The sequence below is a fragment of the Celeribacter sp. genome, from assembly GCF_048259695.1.
Lineage (GTDB): Bacteria > Pseudomonadota > Alphaproteobacteria > Rhodobacterales > Rhodobacteraceae > Celeribacter.
This window is the reverse complement of sequence record NZ_JBLXHL010000010.1, coordinates 12,487-35,908: the sequence shown is the minus strand read 5'-3', so window position 1 is coordinate 35,908 and position 23,422 is coordinate 12,487. Positions and strand designations below refer to the sequence as shown.

Annotated in this window: 15 protein-coding genes; 1 reads left to right on the top strand and 14 read right to left on the bottom strand. The window is 63.1% G+C overall.

The window, feature by feature from the left end:
- The first annotated feature begins 221 nt into the window (after positions 1-221).
- On the top strand, positions 222-470 hold the full coding sequence (locus ACN0Q0_RS15040; protein ID WP_417244217.1) for an NAD(P)H-dependent oxidoreductase: 249 nt from the start codon (positions 222-224) through the stop codon (positions 468-470).
- Between the two features lie 53 nt (positions 471-523).
- Here ACN0Q0_RS15040 and ACN0Q0_RS15035 read toward each other — a convergent pair whose 3' ends face one another.
- From ACN0Q0_RS15035 to ACN0Q0_RS14970, 14 genes are all read right to left on the bottom strand, one after another.
- On the bottom strand, positions 524-1,027 hold the full coding sequence (locus ACN0Q0_RS15035) for a hypothetical protein (protein ID WP_417244216.1): 504 nt from the start codon (positions 1,025-1,027) through the stop codon (positions 524-526).
- Positions 1,024-1,212: a hypothetical protein gene (locus tag ACN0Q0_RS15030; protein ID WP_141392416.1), complete on the bottom strand. Its 189-nt coding sequence runs from the start codon at positions 1,210-1,212 to the stop codon at positions 1,024-1,026. The genes ACN0Q0_RS15035 and ACN0Q0_RS15030 overlap by 4 nt, the downstream gene beginning before the upstream one ends.
- A gap of 4 nt (positions 1,213-1,216) precedes the next feature.
- Complete coding sequence (locus ACN0Q0_RS15025) at positions 1,217-4,786, bottom strand: hypothetical protein (protein ID WP_417244215.1); 3,570 nt, start codon at positions 4,784-4,786, stop codon at positions 1,217-1,219.
- Positions 4,776-6,482, bottom strand: a complete 1,707-nt coding sequence (locus ACN0Q0_RS15020) for a hypothetical protein (protein ID WP_417244214.1) — start codon at positions 6,480-6,482, stop codon at positions 4,776-4,778. Before ACN0Q0_RS15020 ends, ACN0Q0_RS15025 begins: the two co-directional genes overlap by 11 nt.
- Positions 6,479-7,030 (bottom strand): glycoside hydrolase family 108 protein, encoded by a 552-nt coding sequence (locus ACN0Q0_RS15015; RefSeq protein WP_279839919.1) that lies wholly within the window; start codon positions 7,028-7,030, stop codon positions 6,479-6,481. Before ACN0Q0_RS15015 ends, ACN0Q0_RS15020 begins: the two co-directional genes overlap by 4 nt.
- On the bottom strand, positions 7,027-7,311 hold the full coding sequence (locus tag ACN0Q0_RS15010; RefSeq protein WP_141392413.1) for a hypothetical protein: 285 nt from the start codon (positions 7,309-7,311) through the stop codon (positions 7,027-7,029). Before ACN0Q0_RS15010 ends, ACN0Q0_RS15015 begins: the two co-directional genes overlap by 4 nt.
- Positions 7,308-7,676, bottom strand: a complete 369-nt coding sequence (locus ACN0Q0_RS15005) for a hypothetical protein (RefSeq protein WP_279839921.1) — start codon at positions 7,674-7,676, stop codon at positions 7,308-7,310. Before ACN0Q0_RS15005 ends, ACN0Q0_RS15010 begins: the two co-directional genes overlap by 4 nt.
- Before the next feature lie 81 nt (positions 7,677-7,757).
- Positions 7,758-7,958 carry a hypothetical protein gene (locus ACN0Q0_RS15000; RefSeq protein ID WP_279839922.1) on the bottom strand — a complete coding sequence of 67 codons (201 nt, stop codon included), beginning with the start codon at positions 7,956-7,958 and terminating at the stop codon, positions 7,758-7,760.
- A gap of 40 nt (positions 7,959-7,998) precedes the next feature.
- Positions 7,999-10,725 carry a hypothetical protein gene (locus ACN0Q0_RS14995; RefSeq protein ID WP_417244213.1) on the bottom strand — a complete coding sequence of 909 codons (2,727 nt, stop codon included), beginning with the start codon at positions 10,723-10,725 and terminating at the stop codon, positions 7,999-8,001.
- Position 10,726: 1 nt separating this feature from the next.
- Entirely contained in the window at positions 10,727-10,996 is a 270-nt protein-coding gene (locus ACN0Q0_RS14990; protein WP_271302954.1) for a hypothetical protein, read from the bottom strand.
- Positions 10,993-13,143, bottom strand: a complete 2,151-nt coding sequence (locus ACN0Q0_RS14985; protein WP_417244212.1) for a hypothetical protein — start codon at positions 13,141-13,143, stop codon at positions 10,993-10,995. Before ACN0Q0_RS14985 ends, ACN0Q0_RS14990 begins: the two co-directional genes overlap by 4 nt.
- 13 nt (positions 13,144-13,156) lie before the next feature.
- Entirely contained in the window at positions 13,157-13,579 is a 423-nt protein-coding gene (locus ACN0Q0_RS14980) for a phage tail fiber protein (protein ID WP_141392407.1), read from the bottom strand.
- Between the two features lie 56 nt (positions 13,580-13,635).
- Positions 13,636-20,829: a hypothetical protein gene (locus tag ACN0Q0_RS14975; protein ID WP_417244211.1), complete on the bottom strand. Its 7,194-nt coding sequence runs from the start codon at positions 20,827-20,829 to the stop codon at positions 13,636-13,638.
- 33 nt (positions 20,830-20,862) lie between these two features.
- Positions 20,863-23,421 (bottom strand): transglycosylase SLT domain-containing protein, encoded by a 2,559-nt coding sequence (locus ACN0Q0_RS14970; protein WP_417244210.1) that lies wholly within the window; start codon positions 23,419-23,421, stop codon positions 20,863-20,865.
- Position 23,422 lies beyond the last annotated feature (1 nt).

The window sequence follows — 23,422 nt, the reverse complement described above, 5'->3', positions numbered from 1 at the left end:
CAACGTCTACTGGAAGAAGCCACAGCTCAGATACCCATCATCGGGGAGCGTTACACCGCAGAAGGCATGAAGGGAGTGAATGCGTAGATATCGCGCGCAATCTGATCGGATTGTTGCACCTACAGAAAAGGTGTTTTACGCCAGTGCCGCTTTATCAAGGACTTGCGAACGCTCATGCTGTGCGCCATTGCTGAAAAGCCAACAATTCTGGAGCACACAACATGAACATTCTGCTGATCAATGGCGGCAAGGCCTTTGCCCATTCCAATGGCGAGCTGAACGCGACGCTGCATGAACTGGCACGCGGCGAGTTGGCCGAGCTGGGTCACACCGTCAAGGAGACCGTCATCGAGGAAGGCTTTGACGACAAGGCAGAAGTCGAGAAGCAGCTGTGGGCGGACCTGATCATCTATCAGACCCCAGGTTGGTGGATGGGATCATGTGAAGAAAAAAGCCTCCGAACTCAATGAGTTGGAGGCTTTTTTCTTTTGGGTGGTACGCTGGTGGTACACCCAGAAATGTCTCAACGGTGCGGGCTCTCCATCATGACCCCGAAAGCCCATCGCTCAACCGGAGTCCAGACAGTGTGCCAGAACAACGGGTCCTGGGTCACGGTGAACTCTCGGCAGACCCAACCGGGCGGGTCGATGGAGTCGTGGCGCTCACCTGTCACAGGATCAATATAGCGGAAGACGGCACCGCCCTCCTCACTCCAGGTGTAGTAGCGGCGGACACCAGGGTTGTCCGAGTTGGTGTGCCACCCCATGATGCTGCCGGCGGGATACACAATGGCGTTGGTCATGCGCTTTGCGCCCAGGGCCTCGAGCAAAGGCTGGTAGGCCGCATCATTGCGATCCAGCATTACCTGCGTGCCCGTGGCCACCTGTTCCAGGTCCCTGGCCGGTGGGCGGCCGAACATATCGAAATCCTCGAAGGTGTTGAACCGTTCCCAGGTTTCGACGGGCCAGCGTAGCGACTCAAGGATCGCAATAACATCTTCTGTAATCGGCACCAGGCGAACGCTCATGGGTCCATACTCCGCACCAGCATATTTTTCGCCCGCTCCAATAAAACGATCAGCCTTTCGCGGTCACCATCCAGCGTTACCAGACTGACCTTCCCTTCTTTTGTGCGTCCGACGGCAATCAGCGTCTCGAGATTTTCACCCTGCTCACTGATCTCGTCGATGGTGTCACGGATCATGTCATCCATAGCATTACCCCAGTCTGAAGACGTCGCCTGTCGTGATATTGCCGCCATCGGAATCGAAGGAAATCCCGAGCCCGCCATTGTAGACCCACCCCTTCACCGAAATGTCTGTCTGGGTCTTGATGGTCGAAGTCGAACGATAGGCATCGTACTTGTATTCCATGTTGTAACCACCCCGCGCTTTCGGGTGGTAATAGTCGTGGCTTGCGGTCGGCTGTGGCCGCCCTTCGCCACGCGAGCCTTTGTTCTCGTCGCTTTGCGTGTGCGTCTCGTCCAACACCAATTTGCCGTCGATCCAGGTGCGGATTCGCACACGAACGAACCATTTGATCGCCCCCGTGCGCGCGACCCAATAATCGCCACCATCGCCGGTACGGTCCTGAAGACTACCGCTGCCGTAGCGACCACTCATTGAGGCCGCGACCCGTGGATAGGATGTCAGGCTCAAGCGGGAACCAGATGGCATCTTGGACAGTTTCTGCGTGGCCACATGACTGGCAGAAATCTCACGGTAGTCCGCACTCCGGTGTCCGTAGCTGTTACCACCCCCAGCCAGGTTGGCGCTGCGGCGCTCGTCGTTGTCATTCAGGCGAAGTGCGCCGAAGGGCGACTGGCCGTTGACCGTGATCGACTGCACTTCCAGGTTGCCCCGGATCATGGCGTCGTTGAACTCGACATAGCCGCTCTGCAGGATGGCCCACCCGGTCTTCCCTGACTGGAAGTTGTCCGAGAACACGTCACCGGAGAAGCGCGCCGCGCTGCGCACGTCCAGGTTGTTGACCTCGATGGCGTCGGCACGGATCAACCCGCCCACGGTCGTGATCGGGGTGCCGTCGCCCTTGGTCAGCTTGCCGATGGTGATCGGCCCCAGCTGCCCTTCCTGGATCGATGCCTCGGCAATCAGGGCGCTGTTGATGTAGGTGTCACCGCCGGCAATGATGAACGGCTTGCGGGCATCCTTGCTGGTCCGACCCACGGCGAAGCGGTCCACATCGAAAATGGCGTCGATGCTGTCGCCGTTGTTGCCCACCACGAAGCCGCCGATCAGCCCGTTGGTCTGCACCTTGGCATACCAGTAGGAATTCAGCGTCGTCAGCTCGCCGTTGATCTTGCCGACCTCGGTCCCGAGCTTGGTTTCCACGGCCGCGACGTCCTTGCCAATCTGGGACTGCGCCTTGGTCAATGCCGTGTTGGTGCTCTTGATCGAGTCTTCCAGCTCCTTCACTTCGCTGTTGAGCGAGTTGCGCACGCCCGAGACATCGCCTTTCAGCTCATTGCGCACGTTGGTGATGCTGCGGCTGGTCGAGGTGACACGGTTATCGACCTTCTCGATCTCGCTGGTCAGCTCGGTTTGTGCGGTGCTCAACTTCCCTTCCAGCTGGGAGCGGGTCGTATCGATCTTCTTGCTGGTGGTGTTGATCCGGCCATCCAGGCGCTTCGTCTCGCTGTTCAGCTCCGACTGGACGTCGCCGATCGTGTCCCCTAGACGCGATTCCACCGTGTCGATCTTGCCACTGGCCGCGTTGATGCCGTTCTCCAGCTCCTTGACCTCGGACACCAGGCGGGAGTTGGTGGTGGCGATGCTGCCTTCCAGCGCATTGCGGGTCGTGTCCACCTTGCGGCTCACGCTGGTCACCCGGTCATCGACGCGCTTCACTTCCGTCTCGCGCACCGAATTGGCCTCGGCGATGGCCGAATTGAGCTGCGACTTGGCCGTGTTGATCTGCTGGGTATTGGCCTGGTCACCGGCCACCCGAGCGCTGGCCTCCTCGTTGATCGCGGCGGTGATGGCCGGCAGGTCTTCCTCGGTGGTGGCCGGCTGGATGCTGATCAGGTCGATCAGCACCTTCTTGCCGCTGTTGCTGGTGTCACCCCAGATACCGAGGTAGTCAGCCCCGCCGTTGTTGGCACCCGGCACGTCCCACAGGAATTCGAACAGGGTCCAGTCGTCCTCGACCGGGAACCGTTGCCAGCCGCTGTTGCCCACCTCAGCGGTCGAGTAGGCCACGGCGAACTCGCTCGATGCCTGGCTGGCGGTGGGGAAACGCTTGGCATAGCCCGTCACGCGGATGCGTTTCTCGGAGAAGTTCTGCGCCATGCTTTCGCTGATCTGAGCATTGACCCCACCCGTCGCGCCACCCGAGGTCGGATTGCTGCCGCTGTAGCCAATGGCGGCAGACTGCTCGCCGCCGAAGTCGTCAGCGGTGTAGGCCGAAATCGTGGCCCCGCCGGGAGCATTCCAACGATCGTAGTCTGCCCCGTCCTCAAAGCTGCTGACCCATACGGGTGTGGCATCGAGGCGGGCCGTGATGCTCTCGACGGCGCTGCTCAAGGCGCTGATCGCACTGGCGCGGGTCTGTTCTTCCCGTGTGATGTCGGCCACGTTGGTATCGACCCGCGCGGACAGTTGCCCCAGGTCACGGGCCAGTGACTCGCCCTGCTGGATACGGGTCGTGCGCTCCTCGAGGATGGCCGCTTCATAGTCCTCGGCCACCTGGGCGATCTGGCTCTCGAAGCTGGTGGTCAGGGCATTCAGGCCGTTGATCCGCGCCTGGCGCTCGGTGGCCAGGTCCGCAAATGCCTTGTTGCTGGCAGCGGTCAGCGTTTCCTGGGTCCGGGCCAGGGCCTCGTCCCCTTTCACGCTCGCCTGGCGGACGCTATCGATCTCGCTCCCCAGGCCCTGTGCCGTGGAGCGAAGGGACTCGGTTTCACGGGCCAGTGACTCGGTTTCTGCCGTCCATGCCTCGCGGTTGGCCTCGATCGCCGCCGTCCGGGCCTTGGCTTCATCCACCAGGGCATCGGCGCGGGCCTTGGCCTCGGCACTGACCGCCTGCTGGCGGGCCTTCGCTTCCGCCTGCAGGGCCTTGACCCGATCCTGGTGCTCCTCGAGGATCGCCTGAACCCGAGCATCCGTCTCGGTCTTCAAGCGGCTGTTCACGGACCCTGGCTCGAAGTTCGAAATCAGCTCGATTTCCTTGCGCAGCTCCTCGGCCAGGTAGGAGGCGTCGATTTCCTCGGTCAGGCGCTCGATCAGGTAGCCGATGTCCGCGATCTTGGTGGCCGACACGGCTTCAGACCACGGACCCACGGTGCCGAAGGCGTTCACGAAGCGCAGCCAGTACCAGAAGGTCTGTGCCTCCTCGCCCGGGATGACATCGAAGTAGCTGGCCCCGGCCCCGGAGCCTAGGACATCGGACTCGTTGAAGTCGTTGGTCTGGCCCCGGCGAATCTCGACCACACGAATCTGGTAGCGGGAGCCCGGAAAATCCCACAACAGGTGGATGCCATCGAACACCCCCAGGGCATAGACGCCCGTGGGTCGCGGTGGCGTGGCCAGGTCACCACCGTCACCGACCGGCAGCACCGTCGGCAGGCCGGTCAGCGGATTGATCCGCCCCAGCCCCTGTACCAGACCGCTGTCCACCAGGTCGTTGAAGGTGACGGCAGCCTCGCCCGGATCACCGCGCCGACCCAGGCGCACTTCGGTGGCCTCCTTCATGGCCTCCATCCAGCGGCGGAGTGTCGGCGTGGCGTCGCGCGGGATGTCCGGCAGCGCCGTGATGCGTTTACGCGCCATAGACCAGCTCCTGTGTGGACCCCGCCAGGACGGCGGAATAGATGGCCCGGCGGCTGTCCCCCTTGGAATCCATCTCGAGGGTTAGCTGCCACTCGCGCTTGCGACCCCAGGCCGGCAGCCGGAACGGGTCCTCGCTCTGCACCGTCAGGGTCAGCTCGCGGTCATCGCCCCGGATGGTGAGCGTCACGGGGTATTCCGAGGCCATCACCTGCCCCAGGCCAAAGGCCCGTGGGCGATCGCGCACGACACGACTGGTCCAGGACACGTTGCCAGCGGCGGTGCTCATGACCTCGGTCAGGTTGGGGATGCCGAAGCCGTCGGCGACCAGGATGGTGCGATCGTGGCGGCTGTCCCGTGCGGCGCACGTCATCTTGCTGAACAGCTCGGCGGAGCCGGATGACACCAGGGTCAGCGAGCGCGGGTCACTGGGCGTGATGGCGTAGAGCGTGTCGGTCAGCGGGACATAGAACAGGTAGCGGCCTTCGAAGGCGAACGCCTTGAGGGTCGCCGGGTCCAGGTCCTTCCAGTCCTGAGCGGTGAAGATGCCGCCGGTCAGCAGCTGGGCTTGCTGGCCATCGACCGCGACCAGGCCATCGTGGCTGGCATACACGACGAAGCCGCCCACATCGACAACGCTGTCGCGTGAAAGGCACGGGTAGTCGTAGTCCATTTCCTGCGGGACGGCGGCCTGCGGGTCCGCGCCATAGCACCAGTACGGTTTGCCGGTGGTCCCGACGAACAGGCCGTTGGCCGTGGACTGGATGGCCGTGATCTGGGTCTTGAGCGGGAAACGGTACTCATAGGGCCAGGCGTGCGGCAGCTTGACCTCGGAGTAGCACAGCATGTTGCCGTAGAAGCCGGCGAGGAAGTTGGAGCCGACCGCGTCGATTTCCTTGATCTCGTCCGGTGCCGGGTGCCAGCTGTCGGTGGGCAGCACCTCGGCTTCTTCCCCGTAAGGCACCGTGTCGGTGAAGCTGGCCTGGGTATAGGCCACCTCGCCCACGTACTGGAAGAAGGTGCCGCTGGAACCGGACGTGGAGCGGTAAACGCGCTTGCGGGCCGCGCCCGTGAACCGGCGCTGGCCGGTGTCGCTGTTGCCCAGGGGAAGATCGACCGTGACGCTGAAGTCGAACTCGATCGGCACCTCGACCCCGCCGGACGCGATCGAGGGCGGCCCTTCCTGCCCCAGGTCATCGACCAGGGTGAAGACATACACCACCCGCTGGCGGTTGAGGTCTTCTTCCTCCATCCCCTCCGGGATGGACTCGGATGCGAGCCGCGCCAGGGGGGCACCGTCCGGGGCAGGCACTCCCAGCCGGTAGGACGTCGGCGTGATGTTCACCGAGTTGTCGGAGTAGTTGTCACCGATGGTGTAGCGCGGTCCTGTCGAGTCCGCGAAATAGATGCGCCGCCATTCGTCCTGCGGGGCGATCAGGGAGTCGATGCCGCGACGCACCTGATCGGTGAAGACGAACCAGGCATCGGCCATGTGCGAGTAGAACATCGACTCGGCCGTCTTGAGCCCGCCCGTGCGGTTGCCCTTGAGCTTGCTGTAGTTGGTGCTGGCGAAGTTCACGGGCAGCGCCGTCAGGGCACCGCGCTGGAACCCGGCATTCACCGCGCGTTCGGACAGACCCTCGGCCAGGCGCGATGGGTCCACCTGGGGCGCCATGCCCTCGAAGGTCAGGATTCTCATGCGGCCTCCACTTGCACATGCCAGGGGGCGTTGTAGTCATCCGCCGCGTATTCCAGGTTGGTGGCCACCCGTTCCATCCAGCCGCGCCCGAAGTCAGTGAAGGAGGACAGCTTCACGTAGAAGCGGATGCGCTCGGCATTGAACCGCTTGAGCACGTCGTCGATGTCGGCACGCTCCAAGGCGCCCAGGGTGACAGCTCCGACCCGGCCATCGTCCGCGACATCGAGTGCGCGCTGCAGGAACCGGATCGCGGTACCGGGCCCGTGGTTCACGGCGGCGTCGAAGGTCTGATAGGCCACGGCCGGCGGGAACTGGTCCGCCTGGGCGCGATCCCAGAAATCGCGGTGGTAAAGCTGCTTGGCCCGATCGAGGGTCAGATTCTGGATGTCCTCTCTCGGATAGCGGGCCGCACTGATACCAAAACGGGTGCCACGCAGCACCCCGACCCCGACGCTGCCGCCTGTCCAGTTGCCTGGGTCACGACGGTGCAGGGATAGCCCACCCTCATGGCCAATGACGCGCTCGAATGCCACACCAAATGTCATCATCGCGGGAGCCTCCGGCGGATATACCAGGCCCGCCGTTGTTGGAAGACGATGTAGAACAGCACAGCGCTATCGAACAGGTGCCATGCCACGGAGCTGGTCGTGAATGCGAAGGCATAAATGCCCCGCGAATTGATCAGGATCAGGTAGGTCACGGCGATCATGGCTTCCATGATCAGCAGGTCCGTTCGTCGGCCTTTCGGCACGATTCGGGCAGTGAGAACCGCGCCGAATATTACGACGACGGATGCAATGACGTTGAGCCAGGAGACAGCAGTGATCATTTCCTTCCCCTCCAGATGTCCCGCAATGTGGTGGACCAATTCACCATGAACTCGTGCGGATCACGGGCGAATTCCGCGCCCACCTTGAAGATTCCCGTCAGGATGTGATCAGCGACCAGCACCACCAATGCGAGAATCGCGCCTTTTGCCCCTGGACCCATGTCTTGGTCGGGTATATCCGCCAAGTACAAATTCATCACCCCACCTACGAAGACTGATACGGTCAGATACCGTAGCCAGTCGAACCATGACCGCTTTGTTTTTGAATAGAGCCATTTGACCAGAACGGCCCCGAATATGATCAGCGCTGGTACAACCCATTGGGCGGTCTTTTCGGCGGCAATGCGCTTCAATTCATCCGACAATTGCCATCCCTCCTATCGCTTGACGCCCATGAATTGCACTGCGCCGGAGTAGCCATTATAAGCATTGCTTATTATGCAGGGCTACTTTTTCACTTCGCTATACAGAGTGGGCTTGCTGCCTTCAACGGCGCGTTTCAGCTCGCGGACGATCTGGTCATCCAGCGTGTTGCTGGTGCTTTTCGCCAGGCGTTCCGCCAGGACGATCAGCAGGTTGAGCAGGAACCGCTCGGTGAGCAGCGTGGTGGCCATACTGGTGAGGATTTTCAGGACGATCGCAGGCATTGCAGACTCCAGGGCCCCCGCTTGGCGGGGGCGATGTGGGTTAGCGGATTTTCACGTAGTTCAGCGTGTGGTCGGACCCGGTGGGGATTTCTGGCAGATAAATCTGCGTCTCCGGGTCGAAGCCCCCATCAGTTTCAGTCGCTTCCAAGGGGGTCAGAACATAGGCGCTGCCGGTTTCACCTGACGGTAAGGAATCACTAAAGACGCAGGCCAAACGGCCATCGGATAATAACCAAGTTGTCCATATAGAGGATGCGCGGCCCGCGTAATAAAATTCCCCAGCGTCCCAGTCCGTGATTTCTCCGGTTAACGCATCTACGCTTCTTACCCCATCCCGCCCATAATAGAAATATACTCCATTGATCGGTACCGGGTAATACGGTCTAGTGGTAGAGCCCACAGCCCGCACAAATTCTAATGAACGGGTCGGAATATCGTATATAAACGCCTCCCCACCATAGACATATAAGAACTTGTCACCATTGGCGAGAAGCACCGGGTTGAAAATATCAGACGGCCAAGAGAAATTTTTACCTGTTGCTCTATTGTACCGTTCTATAGCAGCCTTCAAGTCAAGTAAGGTCACAGTATGGAGCCGCGTCATGTCATCAATCCCCGCTAGGCGGAAAATAGAAAGCGCGCCTTCTTCTTTCGCCAGCAAGGTCATATAGGCATAACTATTATTGGACGAGGACCGCGTCACGGTCGCTGATACGTACATGGCCGCAGCCGGGTTTGCCCCCGACGGCCAAGGTAGGGGGGCACGGCCAACTCTGATCGCTGTCGGATACTCGGACTGTGTATTGCTGGGTATAAGGCTATTGTGGGAAAGCTTCGAACCAGAGTTGATAGCCACAAAGGTGACGTCACCGTTGTTGTGCAGCGCCACGGGCGGGAAGCCTTGCGAAGACGGCACCACGGCTGTGATGTCATCAGGGGGAGGGACTGTGCCATCTGAGTATTCCATAGCAGCCGACGCAGAACCCGTGGAATTGTCGTATAAGACTCCAAACTCATGGCTTGAATAATCGACGGGTCCGCAATAAGCGATTCGCCCTTTTTCGAAAAACGCTAGGCCGTCAGGTCGGAAAGCGCCGGCAGACGGACCAGGAACACTGACAGTTTGGCGGTTTATCCACTCCCCCTCGCTATTGCGCTCTACTACAGCGAGTACGTCATCGCCGCCCTCGTCAACCCGGCACCAAGCGAATTCTCCGTTCGGCGTATTGGTATATGCCACCGGGGATCGGCCCTTTGACGCCCCCGTGACAGACTCGGGGACAAGCCCGACATCGAAGGTGTCAAACGGGGAAAAACCGGCAGGTATGGTATTAACCGGCACAGAAGGATTGTTAATTTCATCCAGGAACAAGAACTGTTTGCTCGTATCGAGAGTGTCGTATACAAACGCCCGGTCTTGATACACAGTGGCCGCTTTAAATCTTTGTGGGGCATCGCCGGTACCATCGTTTATCGGCATGCTCGCTCGCGGGTCGGCTTTGTTGATAACGAAAGCGTTGTATCCTGTTTCAGTTGTGGTGCCTACGAAGGCGGTATCCGGCAGGCGGGGGCAGAACGATTGCTTATACAGGGGTGATCCGAAGTTGTTGAAACGCACCAGATACCGCACTACAAGTTCAAACGTGTCACTAACCCCGACAACTTTTATCCCAACATCGGGGACTGCGTAGATCGCCCCCACATCGCACACATCGATTAGAGTCCCCTCGGTAGCCGTCGGGTAGCTATTCTGCGCATGGAGGTCGAGCACCTCCGAGCCTCCACCATCAGTTGGCAGAATCAGGAACCGGCCATCCAGAGCAGGCTTGGCCAGGGCAGCGAGCGCTTCATTCGTTGTCGGAGCCGTGTATACGTCTGTGGGTGCTGCGACACCCGCAGGCAGCGTACTTGGAACCTCAACAACCTGTACCCCAGCAGAGCTATAAGCCCCGACTAGGTAGCCACCTTCTGGCAGCTTACAGAAAACAGCGCCAAAGTAGGCACCCCCATCGATCGAAGGGCCTGCATTGAAATTGACCCCATCGTCGGACCACATTAGTGGGGCGCCCATATTCCCGGGAGAGAAAAATACGCGCCCATCGACTTCACTGACACTCCCCGTGGTGAGGGCGCTGCCGGTTGCGGTGAAACGGTTGGCCTCCTGATAACCGTTGGCCATATCGCGGATCACCAACTCGCCACCCCTGGCGCATTCGTACATGTAGCCTTTGTAGAAACCAACAGTTGTGAGGTCGTTGCCTAACTCCGCAACCATGCTGGTGGTAATGCTTCGCAGCACAGGGCTATACACTTGGTATACGCCGCCCATCGAGGCCAAAACCGGTGCATCCGCTGCGGCGATGATCCGCCCATCCAACGGTGCCCAGTCATCCGACAGCTCGACGTGCTTCACCACCGTGCGAATGTCACCGACCTCCCAGGACGGCAAGGACGCCAGGTCGCGTAGACGCTGCATGGCATCAGCGGTCAGCCGGGCCTCGACTCGCTCCCCTGCCCCGTGGGCCACGGCATCGCCCTCGTAGCCACGCTCGACGGTCAGCAGGGTGTCATCGATCGCCGTGACCTTCACGACCTCGATGTTGACCCCATAGCGCGAGGAATCGGCAAACACGGTCAGCGTGAACCAGTCACCCTCGCCCATCGTGTCAGGGAATCCGTGCATCTGCGTAAGAACCACCGTGGTGTCCGAGGCAGAAATCGGGGTGTCGATCACCCCATAGCAGTTGTTCAGGAATAGCTGGGCCATATCAAAGCTCCGTGACGACGATCAGGAAATCCACTTCCTTGGTGCGCGATTCGGTGTAAATCAGGACCGTGAACTTGTAGCTCTGCCCGTCTTCACCGCCGGTAATCCATAACTTGACCCGGTCAGGGGACACCGAGGTCTGTGTCACCTCGATGCCACTGGGCGGGTCCACAATTTCCAGGTTCTCGACCTCGTCGCCGGGCGATAGCCACTCGGACATGACGATGTCGTAATCCAGGTGGTCCCTGGGCTGCTTGCGGAATGTCTTCATGCGACTTGGTACTCCCTGTTGGTCGCCGCGACTGTCATGCTGCGATCAGTTGCCGGGACCACGATGGTGCGGCGATCAGGGGCAGCGGCGCCGGGATTGATGATGAAGGACCCGCGCCCGACACTGGCCCGCGCAGTGCATTGGCCTGGGGGTGCTGAGGTGATGCGGAACGCCACGGCCCGTTGGTCCGCCGTGGGCCGCATGAGCGACTTGGCATACCAGACGTGGAAGATGGTGACTTGAGTGGGGCCACCGCGCGCGTAGCTGTGGCTGGTGCCCTGGCCCGAGGTCCAACGGCGGTTATCCGCGATAGAGATCACATTGGCGTAGGCGTCGTTGGCACTGACACAATAGGTGACCCCGTTCTCGGCCAGCTGGTCGCTGACCGAAACCGCCAGGGCCTCCATGCCGACCCAGCGCAGGCGCACGGCCTCGGCCACCGGATCGCTGACTGCCACCCCCTTGGCCCGCATACCGACCCAGCGGTAACGGATGGCCTCGGCCAGCTGATCCGACCGGGCGGTCGTGCTGCCATCCATCCCGACCCACCGCAGGCGATTGGCCTTCACCACCGGGTCTGCGATGGCGACCAGGTCCGCCTCGGCATAGATCGAGCGGTAGTGCGTCGGCTCGGCCTCGGAGTCCGCCGTGGCATCGAGCACGGCATCGGCATAGATCGAGCGGTAATGGATCGGCTCGGCCTGTGTCTCGGCCGTCGGCTCCATGACGGATTCGCCATAGATCGAGCGGTAATGGATTGGCTCGGCCTCGGTCTGCGCCGTCACGGTCGCGCGCCCTTTGGCAAAGACCCAGGGATTGATACGGGTCACGATCGCGGTGCCGGCGGTGGCCACCACATCGCCGCGTCCGTCCCGATCCATGTAGGGCGTCAGGATCGCGTCGCTCTGCGCGGGAGACAGCCCCGCCGGGGCCCAGGTGTAGTTGAGCGCGTTGAACCACTGCTCGGCCTCGGCCTCGCTCTGACCCGTGGCGTAGGAGTAGGCCACGCCGTCGCGGGTGATGGTCGGCGCGATATGCGTGAAGGCTTCCCCGATCGGGTTGCCCTCGATGACCGTAATGCGAGAGGTCCGCGTCGTGGCATCCACCTCGGCGGTACACTGCCCTTCTACGCCGCGCACCAGCCAGAGTTTGTCAGGATCGGTGACCGACTCGGACTGCACATAGACCTGGCTGTAACCCAGGATCGTGTTGGGTACGGCACGGGTAGACGACCTGGCGACCGCTGTCCCCACGGCATACCGCTGACGGACCCGCAGGACATCGACGTCGGATTCATCCAGCCAGCTGATGGTCTGGGTACGGGCACGGGCCAGTTTGGCCCAGGCGGTGCGGTCAGGTGGGACATCGGGGGCGAAGCTCCGGGCCTCGATACTGCCCCCCATGTAAACCAGTGCGACTTCCCGGCTCGAGGGTTCTGCCGCGACCGCATCCGATTCGCTGGTGGCCGCGCCGTCCATGTAGGCGTGGCGCCAATACTCGCCCTCGGTATCACTGACAGCGTCGAGGATGGCATCCGGGACCACCTGCCGGACGGCAGCAGCTGCCTGCTCAGAAACGCTGACCACCGTGGAGTCAGCGGTTTTCGTAACACGGATATCCGCTGTGGTATCCGCATCGGCGTAAAGGTCGATTTCCGCGAACACGGGGCGCAAGCCATCGGCTGCCATGAACGCCGTCGCCGCCGACTTGGCCTTGGCCCGAGTGCGACGGGAATTGTCTGCCGTTGACTGCGCATCGATCAGGCTGGTGGCATCGAAGTAGGCGTGGCGCTCGTAAGCCAGCTCGGTCACGGCTTCGATGATCAGCTCCGCGTCGAACCCTGCCAAGCGGGTGGGAGTCGCCTCAGAATCAGCGCTGGCGGTGCCCCCCGCTGTGGGTGCGGACGTGATCCGCAGGCCCACCCCTTCGGCAGAAGCCGATGCAGTAGAGATGGCGGTGGGTGCGGAGGTAATGCGAAGGCCAACCGCCGAGGATTCGGAGTTGGCCTGGCGAGACGGCATGGTGACCGACTCGATCGAATAGATGTCCGCCGAGACACTGATCTGCGCCTCGGCGGAGGCAGTCCCTTCTGCCCAGAGTCCTGTCGCGCCGCCGTTGAGCGGCGCACCATTCAGCGGCGCGAACATGGGCAGTTACCCCTTAGCGGAGAATGATTTGCACGCCGCCGATATCGACGGACAGCACGTCATTGACCTCGAGGGTCTTGGAGACAGTGAAAGCACCGTGGTACAGCAGGTTACCGCCGGTCTGGGCGTCGAAGATGCCGTAGTGGCTGATGGTGACGGAGCCATCGGCGATCGGCGGGAACTGGATGACCTTGGCGTTGGAGGACATCATGCCGTCGCCCGACACGGTCGGTGCGGTCCAGCCGTTGCTGATCGTCTCGCCCTTGGCCGCATCCTGACGCAGGTACGCGGAATCGGTCAGCTCGTTGCCGCTCGCTTCATCGGTCGGGTCGGAGGTGAACAGGGCGATATAGATGGAAGACGGCGTGGACAGCGATTGCCCGCGCAGAGTGGCATTCAAGATGCCGGATTCCAGGTAGTCGGAAAAAGCTGCCATTAGTCATTCCTCGTAAAAGTTGGCTGCAATAAGCAGTGCTTATATTGTAGCCGGTGTTATAGGACCAGGCCAAGCAACGGGATGGAATCCCGCCCGACTCGACCATACTCCCCCTGGACAAGGCTGTAGGCCCGTTCGGCCGCCGGCCCTGCAAGCGAGACGCCGACGGGGCGCCCGTAATCCATGCCGCTGTAAGCGCCCACGGCCAGGGACAAGGGCCCGAGAAGCCCTGCCCGATCGACCAGCTCGGTGATACCGCCACCGGACGCCCAGTCGGTGTCGAAGGCGCGCCAATCGTATTCGTCATCGTCGAAGGTACTGTTCAATCCTTCCTTGGCCATGTCGCGCAGCATGACGGCGGCGAAGGCCAGCGGGAGCCCCATGGCAATCCCGACCTGGGCACTGGCCGTCGAAGCCAGGATGCTCTGCCCTTCCCGACGCCGCTGGGTATATTCCCTGGCCACACCGTCGATGAAGATTTTCTTGCCGCCCCAGGCGAAGGACTTGAGCTGCCAGAACAGCGAGAACCACGGGTTGGATGCCCAGCCAGGGCGCATGGCCGCGTTCGGACGCAAAATGGACTCGTCCACGAAGGCATACAGTCCCTGGCGCAGTTTCTCGCCGGCCGGCGTGTCGAAATTCTGCCCCTCGCTGTAGAACGCGCTGACATCCTGCGGCGTCAGCCCCAGGTCCTGCAGCTGGCGGATCGCCGTGGCGTCCCCTTCATTGGCCTTGCGCGTGGCACGGGTGATGAAGCCCAGCCCCATCTGGGTGGCAAGCGCCCGGTTATGATCCGTGATGGCCTGGAGGCCCGTGATCTTGAAGAACACGTCCGTGGCCCAGCGGACTTCCGGTGTCATGAAGTCGTTACCGTAGCTGTTGTGCAACGCATCCATGGTCATCTGCGACTGCACGGTGCCAACACGGCGGGCCAGCTCGGCGCGCTCCTCGCGGGTGAACTGGGTCAGCGTCTGGTACAGGTCCTTGAATGCCGACGTGCTGTGCATGCGCATCGCGGTAGTCGCCAGATCAGTCACCTGCGAGATGGACGCCAGACCGAGGGTGGTCATGTAGACGTAGGCCCCGACGGCGGACAGTCCACGGCCGACCTTGGGCGGCAGCTGCTTGCCGAACAGGCGGTTGCTGCGCCCCATGTAGTTCTCGACGATCTCGCGGGCCAGTACCTGGTCCTGTCCTTCCAGCTGGTCGATCTCGTTTTTCACCTTGGCCGCCGGGTCGTAGACCATGACCGGGTCCTGGCTGGTTTCGACGCGGTGCTTGAGCTTGGCCAGGTAATCCTCGTCGATCGGTTGCCCTTGTGAGCGACGGTATTCCAGGTCCTCGACGACGGCCTTGCCATCGCGCTCCGCCCCGAAGGCACGCTCGAACTCGGCACGGTGGATGGCCGAGCGGATGTGCATCACGAAGGAGGACTTCGGCGTCTCCAGGAACTTGCCCGCCTGAAGGTCGGCGTTACTGACGTTGGTCAGGACGCGCGCAGCCTTGGCATTGAGCCCTGGCCCGGCGCCGGCCTGATCCGCTGTCTGCAATTCGACCTGGCCGCCCTGCTGGGTGATGGCCATGAAGATGCTGTCAGCCGACGCCGTGTCGATGCTGCTGTCGGCCTTCATGATCAACGCTTTGAACTCCTCGGGCCGCGCCATCATCTCGGAGACGTTATAGACGCGCGTCCCGTAGACGCTCTTGCTGTTGAAGCCGTTCACATGGGTTTCCAGGTGCTGACCCAGCTCGGTCATCAAGTCGAACAGCGGCAAGGCGTCCTGTGGCAGCTGATCGCGGGGAACCTCACGCTGCACCAGGGCCATGACCTGCTCGGCGCGGCGCTCGTTGTCCGGGATGGCCTGGTCGAACTTGCGCAACCAATCGGCGGTTTCCGATTCGCGGCGGTTCATGTAGCCGGCGGTGGTGGCGTCGCGGCGAGTGCCTGGGGCACTCCAGAACATGCCAGCGATCCGGGCACCGCGCGGTCCCATCTGGCGCAGGCGACTGTCATCGGTGTAGACGATGTCACGCAGGGCACGGGCCCCGGTCTTGAGGAAACGCGGCGAGCGGTCATTGACCCACTGCTGGCTGCGGGTGAACCAGCTGCTGCCCGCGTTATCCGCCACGATGTCGGCCACGCTCTCGGTCAGCGGATCAGCGACCGGGAGCCCTGGCTGGTTGGGGACCACCGGCATGCGGCGGGCCTGCTGTCCACGTTCACGGGCGCGTTGTGCCATCTGACGCACGATCTGCAAGCCGTCCAGGTCGCCTTGGGGGATGCCATCGGTTCGCGGCGGGCGCTGGCCGTCATCGACCAGTCCTGCCAGCCAGTCCTGCTGTTGGTCGGCACGCAGCATGGCTTCGCGGGCCTGGGCATTGCGCTCGCGCGCCGTCTTCTGGGCATCCCGCGCAGCCTGCTGGGCATCACGGCGAGCGCGTGCCTTCTGTGCTGTCTCGACGGCCTGCTCGAACTGTTCACGGCTCGCCTCGACACCGGCACCGTCCCATGCCTGCTTGCGGAGGGAATGAAGCTCGCGGCGGGCCTCCCGCAGCTCGGCGTGCGCGTCTGCATTGAAGCGGTTCCGGCCGGTCGTCGTCTCCCGCTCCAGACGCATGACCCGCTCCTGCAGCTCGGAAGTCTGTGCCAGGGTGTCGAAGAAGCTGTCGGCGGACTTGTTGCCCTTCATCCGCGTCGGCAACGCCATCTCGCCCTTCTTCACCAGTGCCGTCATCTGGCGCTTCACACCATCGAACAGGCCGCGCAGCTTGGTGCGAAGCTCGGCGAATGCGCCGGCCTTGGCCACCATGGCCTGGTTGCTGCGCACGCGGCGGTGCATCCAGCTGGAATAACGGTCGGCGACCCACTCCTCGAAGCCGGTTTTCGGGTCCTCGTATTGATGCACCAGTCCTTCCCGGCGGTCCTTCTCATAGGCGCGGTACAGGGTGTTGAAGCGGCGCTTGTCCTTGATCAGCGTGTTGAGGTGATCGCGGTAGGCCACATGGCCCAGCTCATGCGTCATCACCATCGCCATGGCATCCGTGCGGGGACGGCCGTTGGCGTCGGTCAGGCTGCGCAGGAAGATGACCGAGGTATCCCCGACATGGATGGTCGTGCCGGCGGCGCTGCGCTTGCCTGCCAGCGTATCCTCGAGGCTCTGCCGGATCGCCGGGGTGCGCTCCATGTGGAGGTGCCCGTTCTCGCTCATGGCCTCGTTGAGGTCTTCCATCGAGGTGGTGTCGGTGGCCACCAGTACGCGCTGGCGCAGGTTGGTCACCCGACGGGCCAGGTGGGTCACATCCGCGACCCAGGTCGGCAGGCTCTCGTCCACGAAGGTGTCGTGGCTGGTTTCCTTGAGACGGCGCGTTTCTCGCGGCGTCGCGGTGGAGCCCCGGCTTTCGATCTTGCGCTCGCGGGTATCCACCCCGCCTTCCTGCTCGGCCAGGAACCATTCGTGCTTGGCCTGCTCGTTGAGCGCGGCGATCACATCGTTGGGGACATGGTCGATCGGACCATCGATCACGGTGTCGAGCTGCACCAGGCTGACCGCGTCACCGTACTCATGGATCAGGGCGGTACGCTGATCGGCGTTCATGTCCTCCCACAGGGCTCGCGCCTGATCCGACGGCCAGGCGATGTCGGTATCGGTCACGATCTCGATGGCACCGTGCAAGCCCGGAGCCAACAGGATGTCCCCCGCTTCGTTCTGCTCATACTCGGACGGCATGGTGATGCCCTGGTCGTGCAGCATCTTGCGGGAGCGACGGAATCGCTTGAGCGTGTCCTGAGTCCAGGCCAGGTTGCCTTCCTTGTTGCGGCGCGTCGGAATCGCGGACAGGTGCGACAGCAACAGTACGCGCTGCTGCTCGGTGATCGCGTCCGAATCACGCAGCCGGATTTCCGCGATACGTGGCCCCATGACCGAGAATGGCAGGCCATAGATATTCTTGAACTGCACGAAGCTGGTCGCCTGCTGCAGGGCCGGCGATGCCTCGGTGTTCGGTGCCCAGGCCGCGATGCGGTAGCCGCTGTCATCCAGCACGGCCAGCGCGGTGGCCAGGCCAGTGCGTGAGCGCTGCGCCGTGGTGTTGCCCCCGAGCCCTTGGGACACGTCCATGCCGGCGGCAGCCAGCACCTTGGGGTTGACCCAGATCGACTGTCCATTCGGGCCGGTCATGCGCAACGTGTAGCGCTTGGCATTGTCGTTGCGCGGCTCCTCACGCCCGGTCCAGCGGCCACGATCGAGGGCATTCATCACCCGTTCGGTGGTGCCCTGCACCGTGCCATCCTGGGCATGGAACGCGGAATCCCGCTCGGCCTCGGTCGGATCGCGGCGGCGGACCAGGGCGTAGTGCTCCGCACCGTTCTCGCGCTTGTTGGCGAATGTAAATTCATCGTTGGGGAAGCGCTGCTGAAGTTCCTGAGCCTGCTTCACCATCGCGGTCGGCACCAGGTGCTGGTCCCCTTGCGGCGTAGTGATCAGGGTGGTGGCCATGTTCTCGGTCACGGGGCGCCAGCCGAGGTTCTGGACTGGCGCACTACGGGCACGCATGTCATAACCCTTGTCGCGGCGCGTCAAGGCAGTCGGGTCGAGCTGTTGCGGCCGGGTCTGGATACCGGCGCTGCGGCCTGCCCCTGGGTTGACCTCGTCGATCATGGCCCCTTCGGCCATCGCGGTAACCGGGCGGGTGCCCTGGGGCTCCGGGGTGAAGACGTCGTACACCAGCGCGCGGCCATCCGCATCGCGATCCACTCCCTGGCGATCGAGGAAGATGTCGTTGATCGCCTGATCGAGTCGGGCGTCCGAGGCATCCTGTGCCAGGTCCGGGTCCTGGAAGTCCTCGCGGCTGGCGGGACGCTCGCGGCCGGTGAGCTTCATGTCGCGGGGCTCGGAACCAACCGCCGGGTCGAAGTCCTGACGCGGGGCCGGCTGGGCCTGCGGCTGGGCGGGCTCCGGGGTGAAGTCCTGACGCGGTGCCGGTTGCGCCTGCTGGCGGGCGGGCCCGTTGCGCAGGTCGAACTTGCGAGCCGGGGCCGGTTGCGCAGCCGGTTGTTCTGGCGCTGGGGTGAAGTCCTGACGCGGGGCCGGCTGGGCCTGCGATTGCGCCGGCTCGGGCGTGAAGTCCTGACGCGGTGCCGGCTGGGCCTGCTGGCGAGCGGGGCCATTGCGCAGATCGAACTTGCGCCCTGGAGCCGGCTGGGCCTGCGATTGCGCCGGCTCGGGCGTGAAATCCTGACGCGGTGCCGGCTGGGCCTGCGATTGCGCCGGCTCGGGCGTGAAGTCCTGGCGCGGGGCTGGTTGAGCGGCCTGTTGCTCGGGCTCCGGGGTGAAGTCCTGGCGCGGGGCTGGTTGAGCGGCCTGTTGCTCGGGCTCCGGGGTGAAGTCCTGACGCGGTGCCGGCTGAACCTGCGGCTGGGCGGGCTCCGGGGTGAAGTCCTGACGCGGTGCCGGTTGCGCCTGCTGGCGGGCGGGTCCGTTACGCAGATCGAAGCGTCGTTGAGTGGTCTTGCGGGCATTGGCCCGCGCTTCCCGATCCGCCAGGTGCTGCTCGAGGCTCGTGAACTCGACGCGGCCCCCGTAGTTCTTCAGGCGCTCGGCAGCGGCCGGTTGGTCATCGCGGTCGATGACTTCGGAATGGATGACAGCGTTGTTCTCGTCACGCACGGCAGCGGCCATCGCGCGGTCAGGGGCGATGTCCTGCTTGGACCGGCCATAGCCCAGGGCCTCGGCCATCATGGCGTCGCTGCCACCCTCTTGCTCGACCCGCTGGGCCAGCTCGGGATCGCGGGTATAGAAGGTGCCGTTGCGTGTACGTGCGGAGTACACGTCTGCGGCATCAGCCAGTCCGGTCGGGGCCGGTGACGCACTGTTGACCTCGACGCCCCGCTTGGGGTTATTCGGGTCCATGGCCGCTCGGAACTGGGCATCCACATCGGCCTGGCCTTCCGGCATGACGACGCCGGCATCATCCGGTGCTGCCTGCGGCTGTGCCTGGGGCTGTGCCTGGGGCTCCGGCTGCGGGCGGCGGGTGTTGACCACATAACCACGGTCGTCCACCACCGGGTCAAAGCGGGAGGCGAAAGCGTCGGCGCGCTCACGCAACGACGGGCCGGCATCCGGTGTCGGGGCTCCCGGGGTGCCATCAGCGGGTGGTGTGGTGCCATCATCCAACGGTGAGCGTCCTTCCACCACATTGCGGCCAGCGCCCTGGAGCATGTCGATCGGGGCATCGATCGCGGCACCACGCGCGGCACCCGCAAGGGCACCTGCAGCGGCGGACTCGATACGGCGGTGACGAGCTTCCTCGGTGCTGGCATAGCCGGGCTGCAGGTAGTCACGGAACTGAATCAACAGCTCCTCCTGCGCTGCCTCGGTACCGCCTTCCGCCACGGTGGCTTTCCCGACCTTGCGACCTGTCTGCGCCAGCAATGAAGGGGCTTGCCGGGCAAGATCAGTCCCCAAGCGACCAGACTGCTTGAACAGTCCACCGACAACTTCGAACGCCTGATTGGCCGCGACGGCATCGAGGGCTGCCATGCCGCCGCCGATGGCGGCTGCACCCCAGGGGGATGGATCGCCTGCTTCATGGGACTCGCGGTAGGCTTCGCCGGCCGAACGCGGGTAGCCCCCGGCGGTGGCCGCGTACAGCGCGCCGCGCTGTGCCATGGTGGCGCGCAGCGTGTTGTCGAGGATGTTCTGATCGAGTCCGGTGCCACGGCCTTTGGCCACGCGCTCCAGGGAGTCGCGCAGCTCCTTGGTCAGCATGGTCTTCATGGTGGTGCGCATGGCCAGACCTTCCGCTGCACCGCCGGCAGCGCCCACCGGACCTGCGGCAGCCGCGCCAAGGGCTGCGCCGATCGTGGCGGATGCCATCCCCTCGATGATATCCGGGCCGAGACGGCCCAAGGTCGTGACCGCCCAATCGCGCAGTACGCCGGGCGTGCCGGAATCCAGCACGTCATGGAACGTCGGAGCCCCTGCCGCGATGTCCTGCCCCTCTCGCATATCGCGCAGGGCCGAATCGATCAGTGCCTGATCTGCCTCGCCGAACATGTCCTGGAGCATCGCGCCGGCAAACTTGATCCCGCCCTTGAACTCCTGCACACCTCCCGAGAAACTGCGGCCGAAAGACAAGGGCGCGTTCTGAGTACCCCCGAACTGGGCGTCCGGGCGCTGAGTCTCGAGCGAGTATTGGGGTTGTGCATTGCGGCGGGCCAGCTCGTCGCGGATCAGGTTTTCATAGGCCATTGGGCGCCTCTCTATTTATAAGCTGTGCTTATCTTAACGACCTGCGCCGCCCTGGCCTAGCGCAGCTTTGAGCTTGCCGATCTCATCCCCAAGGATATAGTCGCGGCGGACCTTATCACTGAAATCGCTGCCTTCGGCTCGCAGGCGTTTGTCTACCTGCAACAGCACCTCGGTACGGGCCCTCGGGTCATCCGCGAACTGATAAAGGTTTTGCCCGTTCATGGCTTCTTTGTAGCGTTTCCGGGCGTCGTCGTATTGTTCTGCACCTTCGACCGTCTTGAAGATTTCCGGGTTCTGTGCCGCCAGGAACAGGGCTGCCGGGTCTTTCTCCAGGTGCTCGTTATCCTTGAACGCACGCTCCAGTGAGTCAGGAATCCAGTCATTGTTGGTCTGCAACTGCTGACTGAGCTGTTGCAGACGCACGTAGCCGTTGGCCACGGCCTGGTTGTTCCAGTCGGTGCCCTGCAGGCCACTCGGGAACAGGTCATACGCATCGCGGATATCGGTACGCATCCGGGGCAGCACGCGCTCCAGCGTCTCTTCATCAAGTCCCATCGCCTGATAACGGTCGGTGGCTGTATTGGTGATGGTGTCGATGGTATCGGCGACGTTCTGGAAATCATCCCGTGCATCGCCCTTGGCCTTGATGCCCTCACGGAGTGTCTTGCCCTGCTCGGTGATCAAGGTGCGTGCTGTCTGCTGCTGCTGGGCGATATCGTTGGAGGCCAGCGCCGAGGATTGCTGCATGGCGGCACCAATCAGCTGGACCGCATCGGCCGAAACGACCCCGGTGTCCACATAGCGCTTGAACTGGGCATCATCCAACCAGCCAGCGGCGCGCAGGCGTACCGCCTGAGCGATCTGGGCATGCGTCGGGCGCCCTGTGCCGGAGTTGACCGAGTAGGTCGCCGAGGCACCATTCGGGGTCAGGGAGTTCACCATCCCGCTCATCGCAGCGGTCATTTCCTGGTCCGATGAGGAATCTGCCAGGGCATCCATCGTGGCGGTGCGGGTGATGACTCGCTTGGCCTGTCCGGGGCCGATGCCCTTGCCGTCCACCACGCGGCGGGCAATCGGGTCGCCCTTGGCCGTGGCCCGAAGCCCGGCATCCGTGGTCTTGGCCACGTAGTTGCGGGTTTCCTTGAACGGAATCTTGTTGATCCACTCCGCAACATCGACGTCGGCGCTGCGCGGGTCACCGAGCTTGAGCTTGGAGCGGTTGCGCCCGGTGTGGTTGGTGCCATTGACCCAGTCGTTCACCATTCCGGGGCCGGCGTTATAGGCCGCTGCCGCCATGATCGGGTCGCCATACGTTTCGACCTGCTCGTCGTAGTAGGCGCGCCCCAGCCGCATGTTGTAGTCCGCGTCGTTTTCGTAACGCTCGCGGTCCCAGGGAATGCCGTTCTTTTCGGCGACTTCCTTGGCGGTGGCCGGCATCACCTGGGCGATGCCTGTCGCCCCCTTCGGGGAGCGCAGCGGTTTGCCCTGACTATCGAACTGCTCGCCGTTGCTTTCAGCCCCGATCATGCGGTTCCAGGTGCGATCGATCTCGGCGCCAAGGTTGGCCAGGCGTTCGTTGCCGGCATTCAGGTTCTCGGTGCCGACGATCTGCTCGACCCCCTTCTCGGCGAAGGACGCCAGCTTGTCTCGCGCCTTGCCCACAGTATCGGTGACCGCGTTGTAGGCATTCTGAATGACGTTGTCATCCCCGGTGTACTCGATATCGAGGCCATTGCGACGGAATCCGCCCGTGGATTCCTCCTCGGACTCATCACTGCCCCAGCGTTCCCAGATCGGCGGTACGGGTTTCGCGGGCGCTTCCGGCTCGGCAGGAATCCCGAGACGACCGATGGACGGCTGGACCTGCGGCTGACCCTGCGGCTGACGACCAGCCTGTGGAGGTACGGCCAACGGGTTGGTGCCACCGTTGCGAGTGACCGTGGTAGACGCGCCCATGCCCGGCGTCGGGCCCTGCAGATTCTGGAACTGAGTGGCGAGGCTACCGGAGCTGTCGAACAACGTGCGCAGGTTATCGCGGGCCCACTCGGCGCCATAGACCTCCACCCCATCACCATCCGCATCCGGCAGCGGGGTAAGGTTGCCATCCGCATCGCGGGCCAGCGGGATCAGCATGCCGGTGCTGCCGTGCTCCTGTTGGAGCTGGCGGAAGGTAGGTTCATCCATGCCGAATTCGGCGAAATTGGACTCGTCCACGTAGTCCAGGTCATCGACCTGTTGGAGCCCCATGCGTTCGCGCACGGGGTTGTTGTTGTAGGCATCCAGGAACATCCGGCGACCGGGCTCGGTCTTGAGCGCGGGCAGGACGCCACCCGCCTCGGTCTGGAGCTGATCGAAGCGGTAGAATTGTTCGGTGGCCAGCTGGCGCTTCTTCTCGTCGAGCTGCATCCGCTGCGTTTCCGCTGCGTTCTGCATGTACTCGAGGTCCGCCTGGCGCTTGGGTGCGCCCTCCTGCCACTGCCGGGAGGCGATGTCGAGCTGGGCTTCCTTGTACGGGTCGATCTGGTTCTGCTGGCCCAGGTTGTAGCCCTTCAGGCCACCACGCACCAATGCCTCGATCGCGGTCAAATCCATG

Excerpts from the sequence above, each read along its gene's own strand:
- ACN0Q0_RS15025 (WP_417244215.1), bottom strand. The coding sequence starts at position 4,786 with ATGGCGCGTAAACGCATCACGGCGCTGCCGGACATCCCGCGCGACGCC.
- ACN0Q0_RS15000 (WP_279839922.1), bottom strand. The coding sequence starts at position 7,958 with ATGCCTGCGATCGTCCTGAAAATCCTCACCAGTATGGCCACCACGCTG.
- ACN0Q0_RS14980 (WP_141392407.1), bottom strand. The coding sequence starts at position 13,579 with ATGGCAGCTTTTTCCGACTACCTGGAATCCGGCATCTTGAATGCCACT.
- ACN0Q0_RS14985 (WP_417244212.1), bottom strand. The coding sequence starts at position 13,143 with ATGTTCGCGCCGCTGAATGGTGCGCCGCTCAACGGCGGCGCGACAGGA.
- ACN0Q0_RS15020 (WP_417244214.1), bottom strand. The coding sequence starts at position 6,482 with ATGAGAATCCTGACCTTCGAGGGCATGGCGCCCCAGGTGGACCCATCG.
- ACN0Q0_RS14975 (WP_417244211.1), bottom strand. The coding sequence starts at position 20,829 with ATGGCCTATGAAAACCTGATCCGCGACGAGCTGGCCCGCCGCAATGCA.
- ACN0Q0_RS15015 (WP_279839919.1), bottom strand. The coding sequence starts at position 7,030 with ATGATGACATTTGGTGTGGCATTCGAGCGCGTCATTGGCCATGAGGGT.
- ACN0Q0_RS14990 (WP_271302954.1), bottom strand. The coding sequence starts at position 10,996 with ATGAAGACATTCCGCAAGCAGCCCAGGGACCACCTGGATTACGACATC.
- ACN0Q0_RS14970 (WP_417244210.1), bottom strand. The coding sequence starts at position 23,421 with ATGGATTTGACCGCGATCGAGGCATTGGTGCGTGGTGGCCTGAAGGGC.
- ACN0Q0_RS15010 (WP_141392413.1), bottom strand. The coding sequence starts at position 7,311 with ATGATCACTGCTGTCTCCTGGCTCAACGTCATTGCATCCGTCGTCGTA.
- ACN0Q0_RS15040 (WP_417244217.1), top strand. The coding sequence starts at position 222 with ATGAACATTCTGCTGATCAATGGCGGCAAGGCCTTTGCCCATTCCAAT.
- ACN0Q0_RS15030 (WP_141392416.1), bottom strand. The coding sequence starts at position 1,212 with ATGGATGACATGATCCGTGACACCATCGACGAGATCAGTGAGCAGGGT.
- ACN0Q0_RS15035 (WP_417244216.1), bottom strand. The coding sequence starts at position 1,027 with ATGAGCGTTCGCCTGGTGCCGATTACAGAAGATGTTATTGCGATCCTT.
- ACN0Q0_RS14995 (WP_417244213.1), bottom strand. The coding sequence starts at position 10,725 with ATGGCCCAGCTATTCCTGAACAACTGCTATGGGGTGATCGACACCCCG.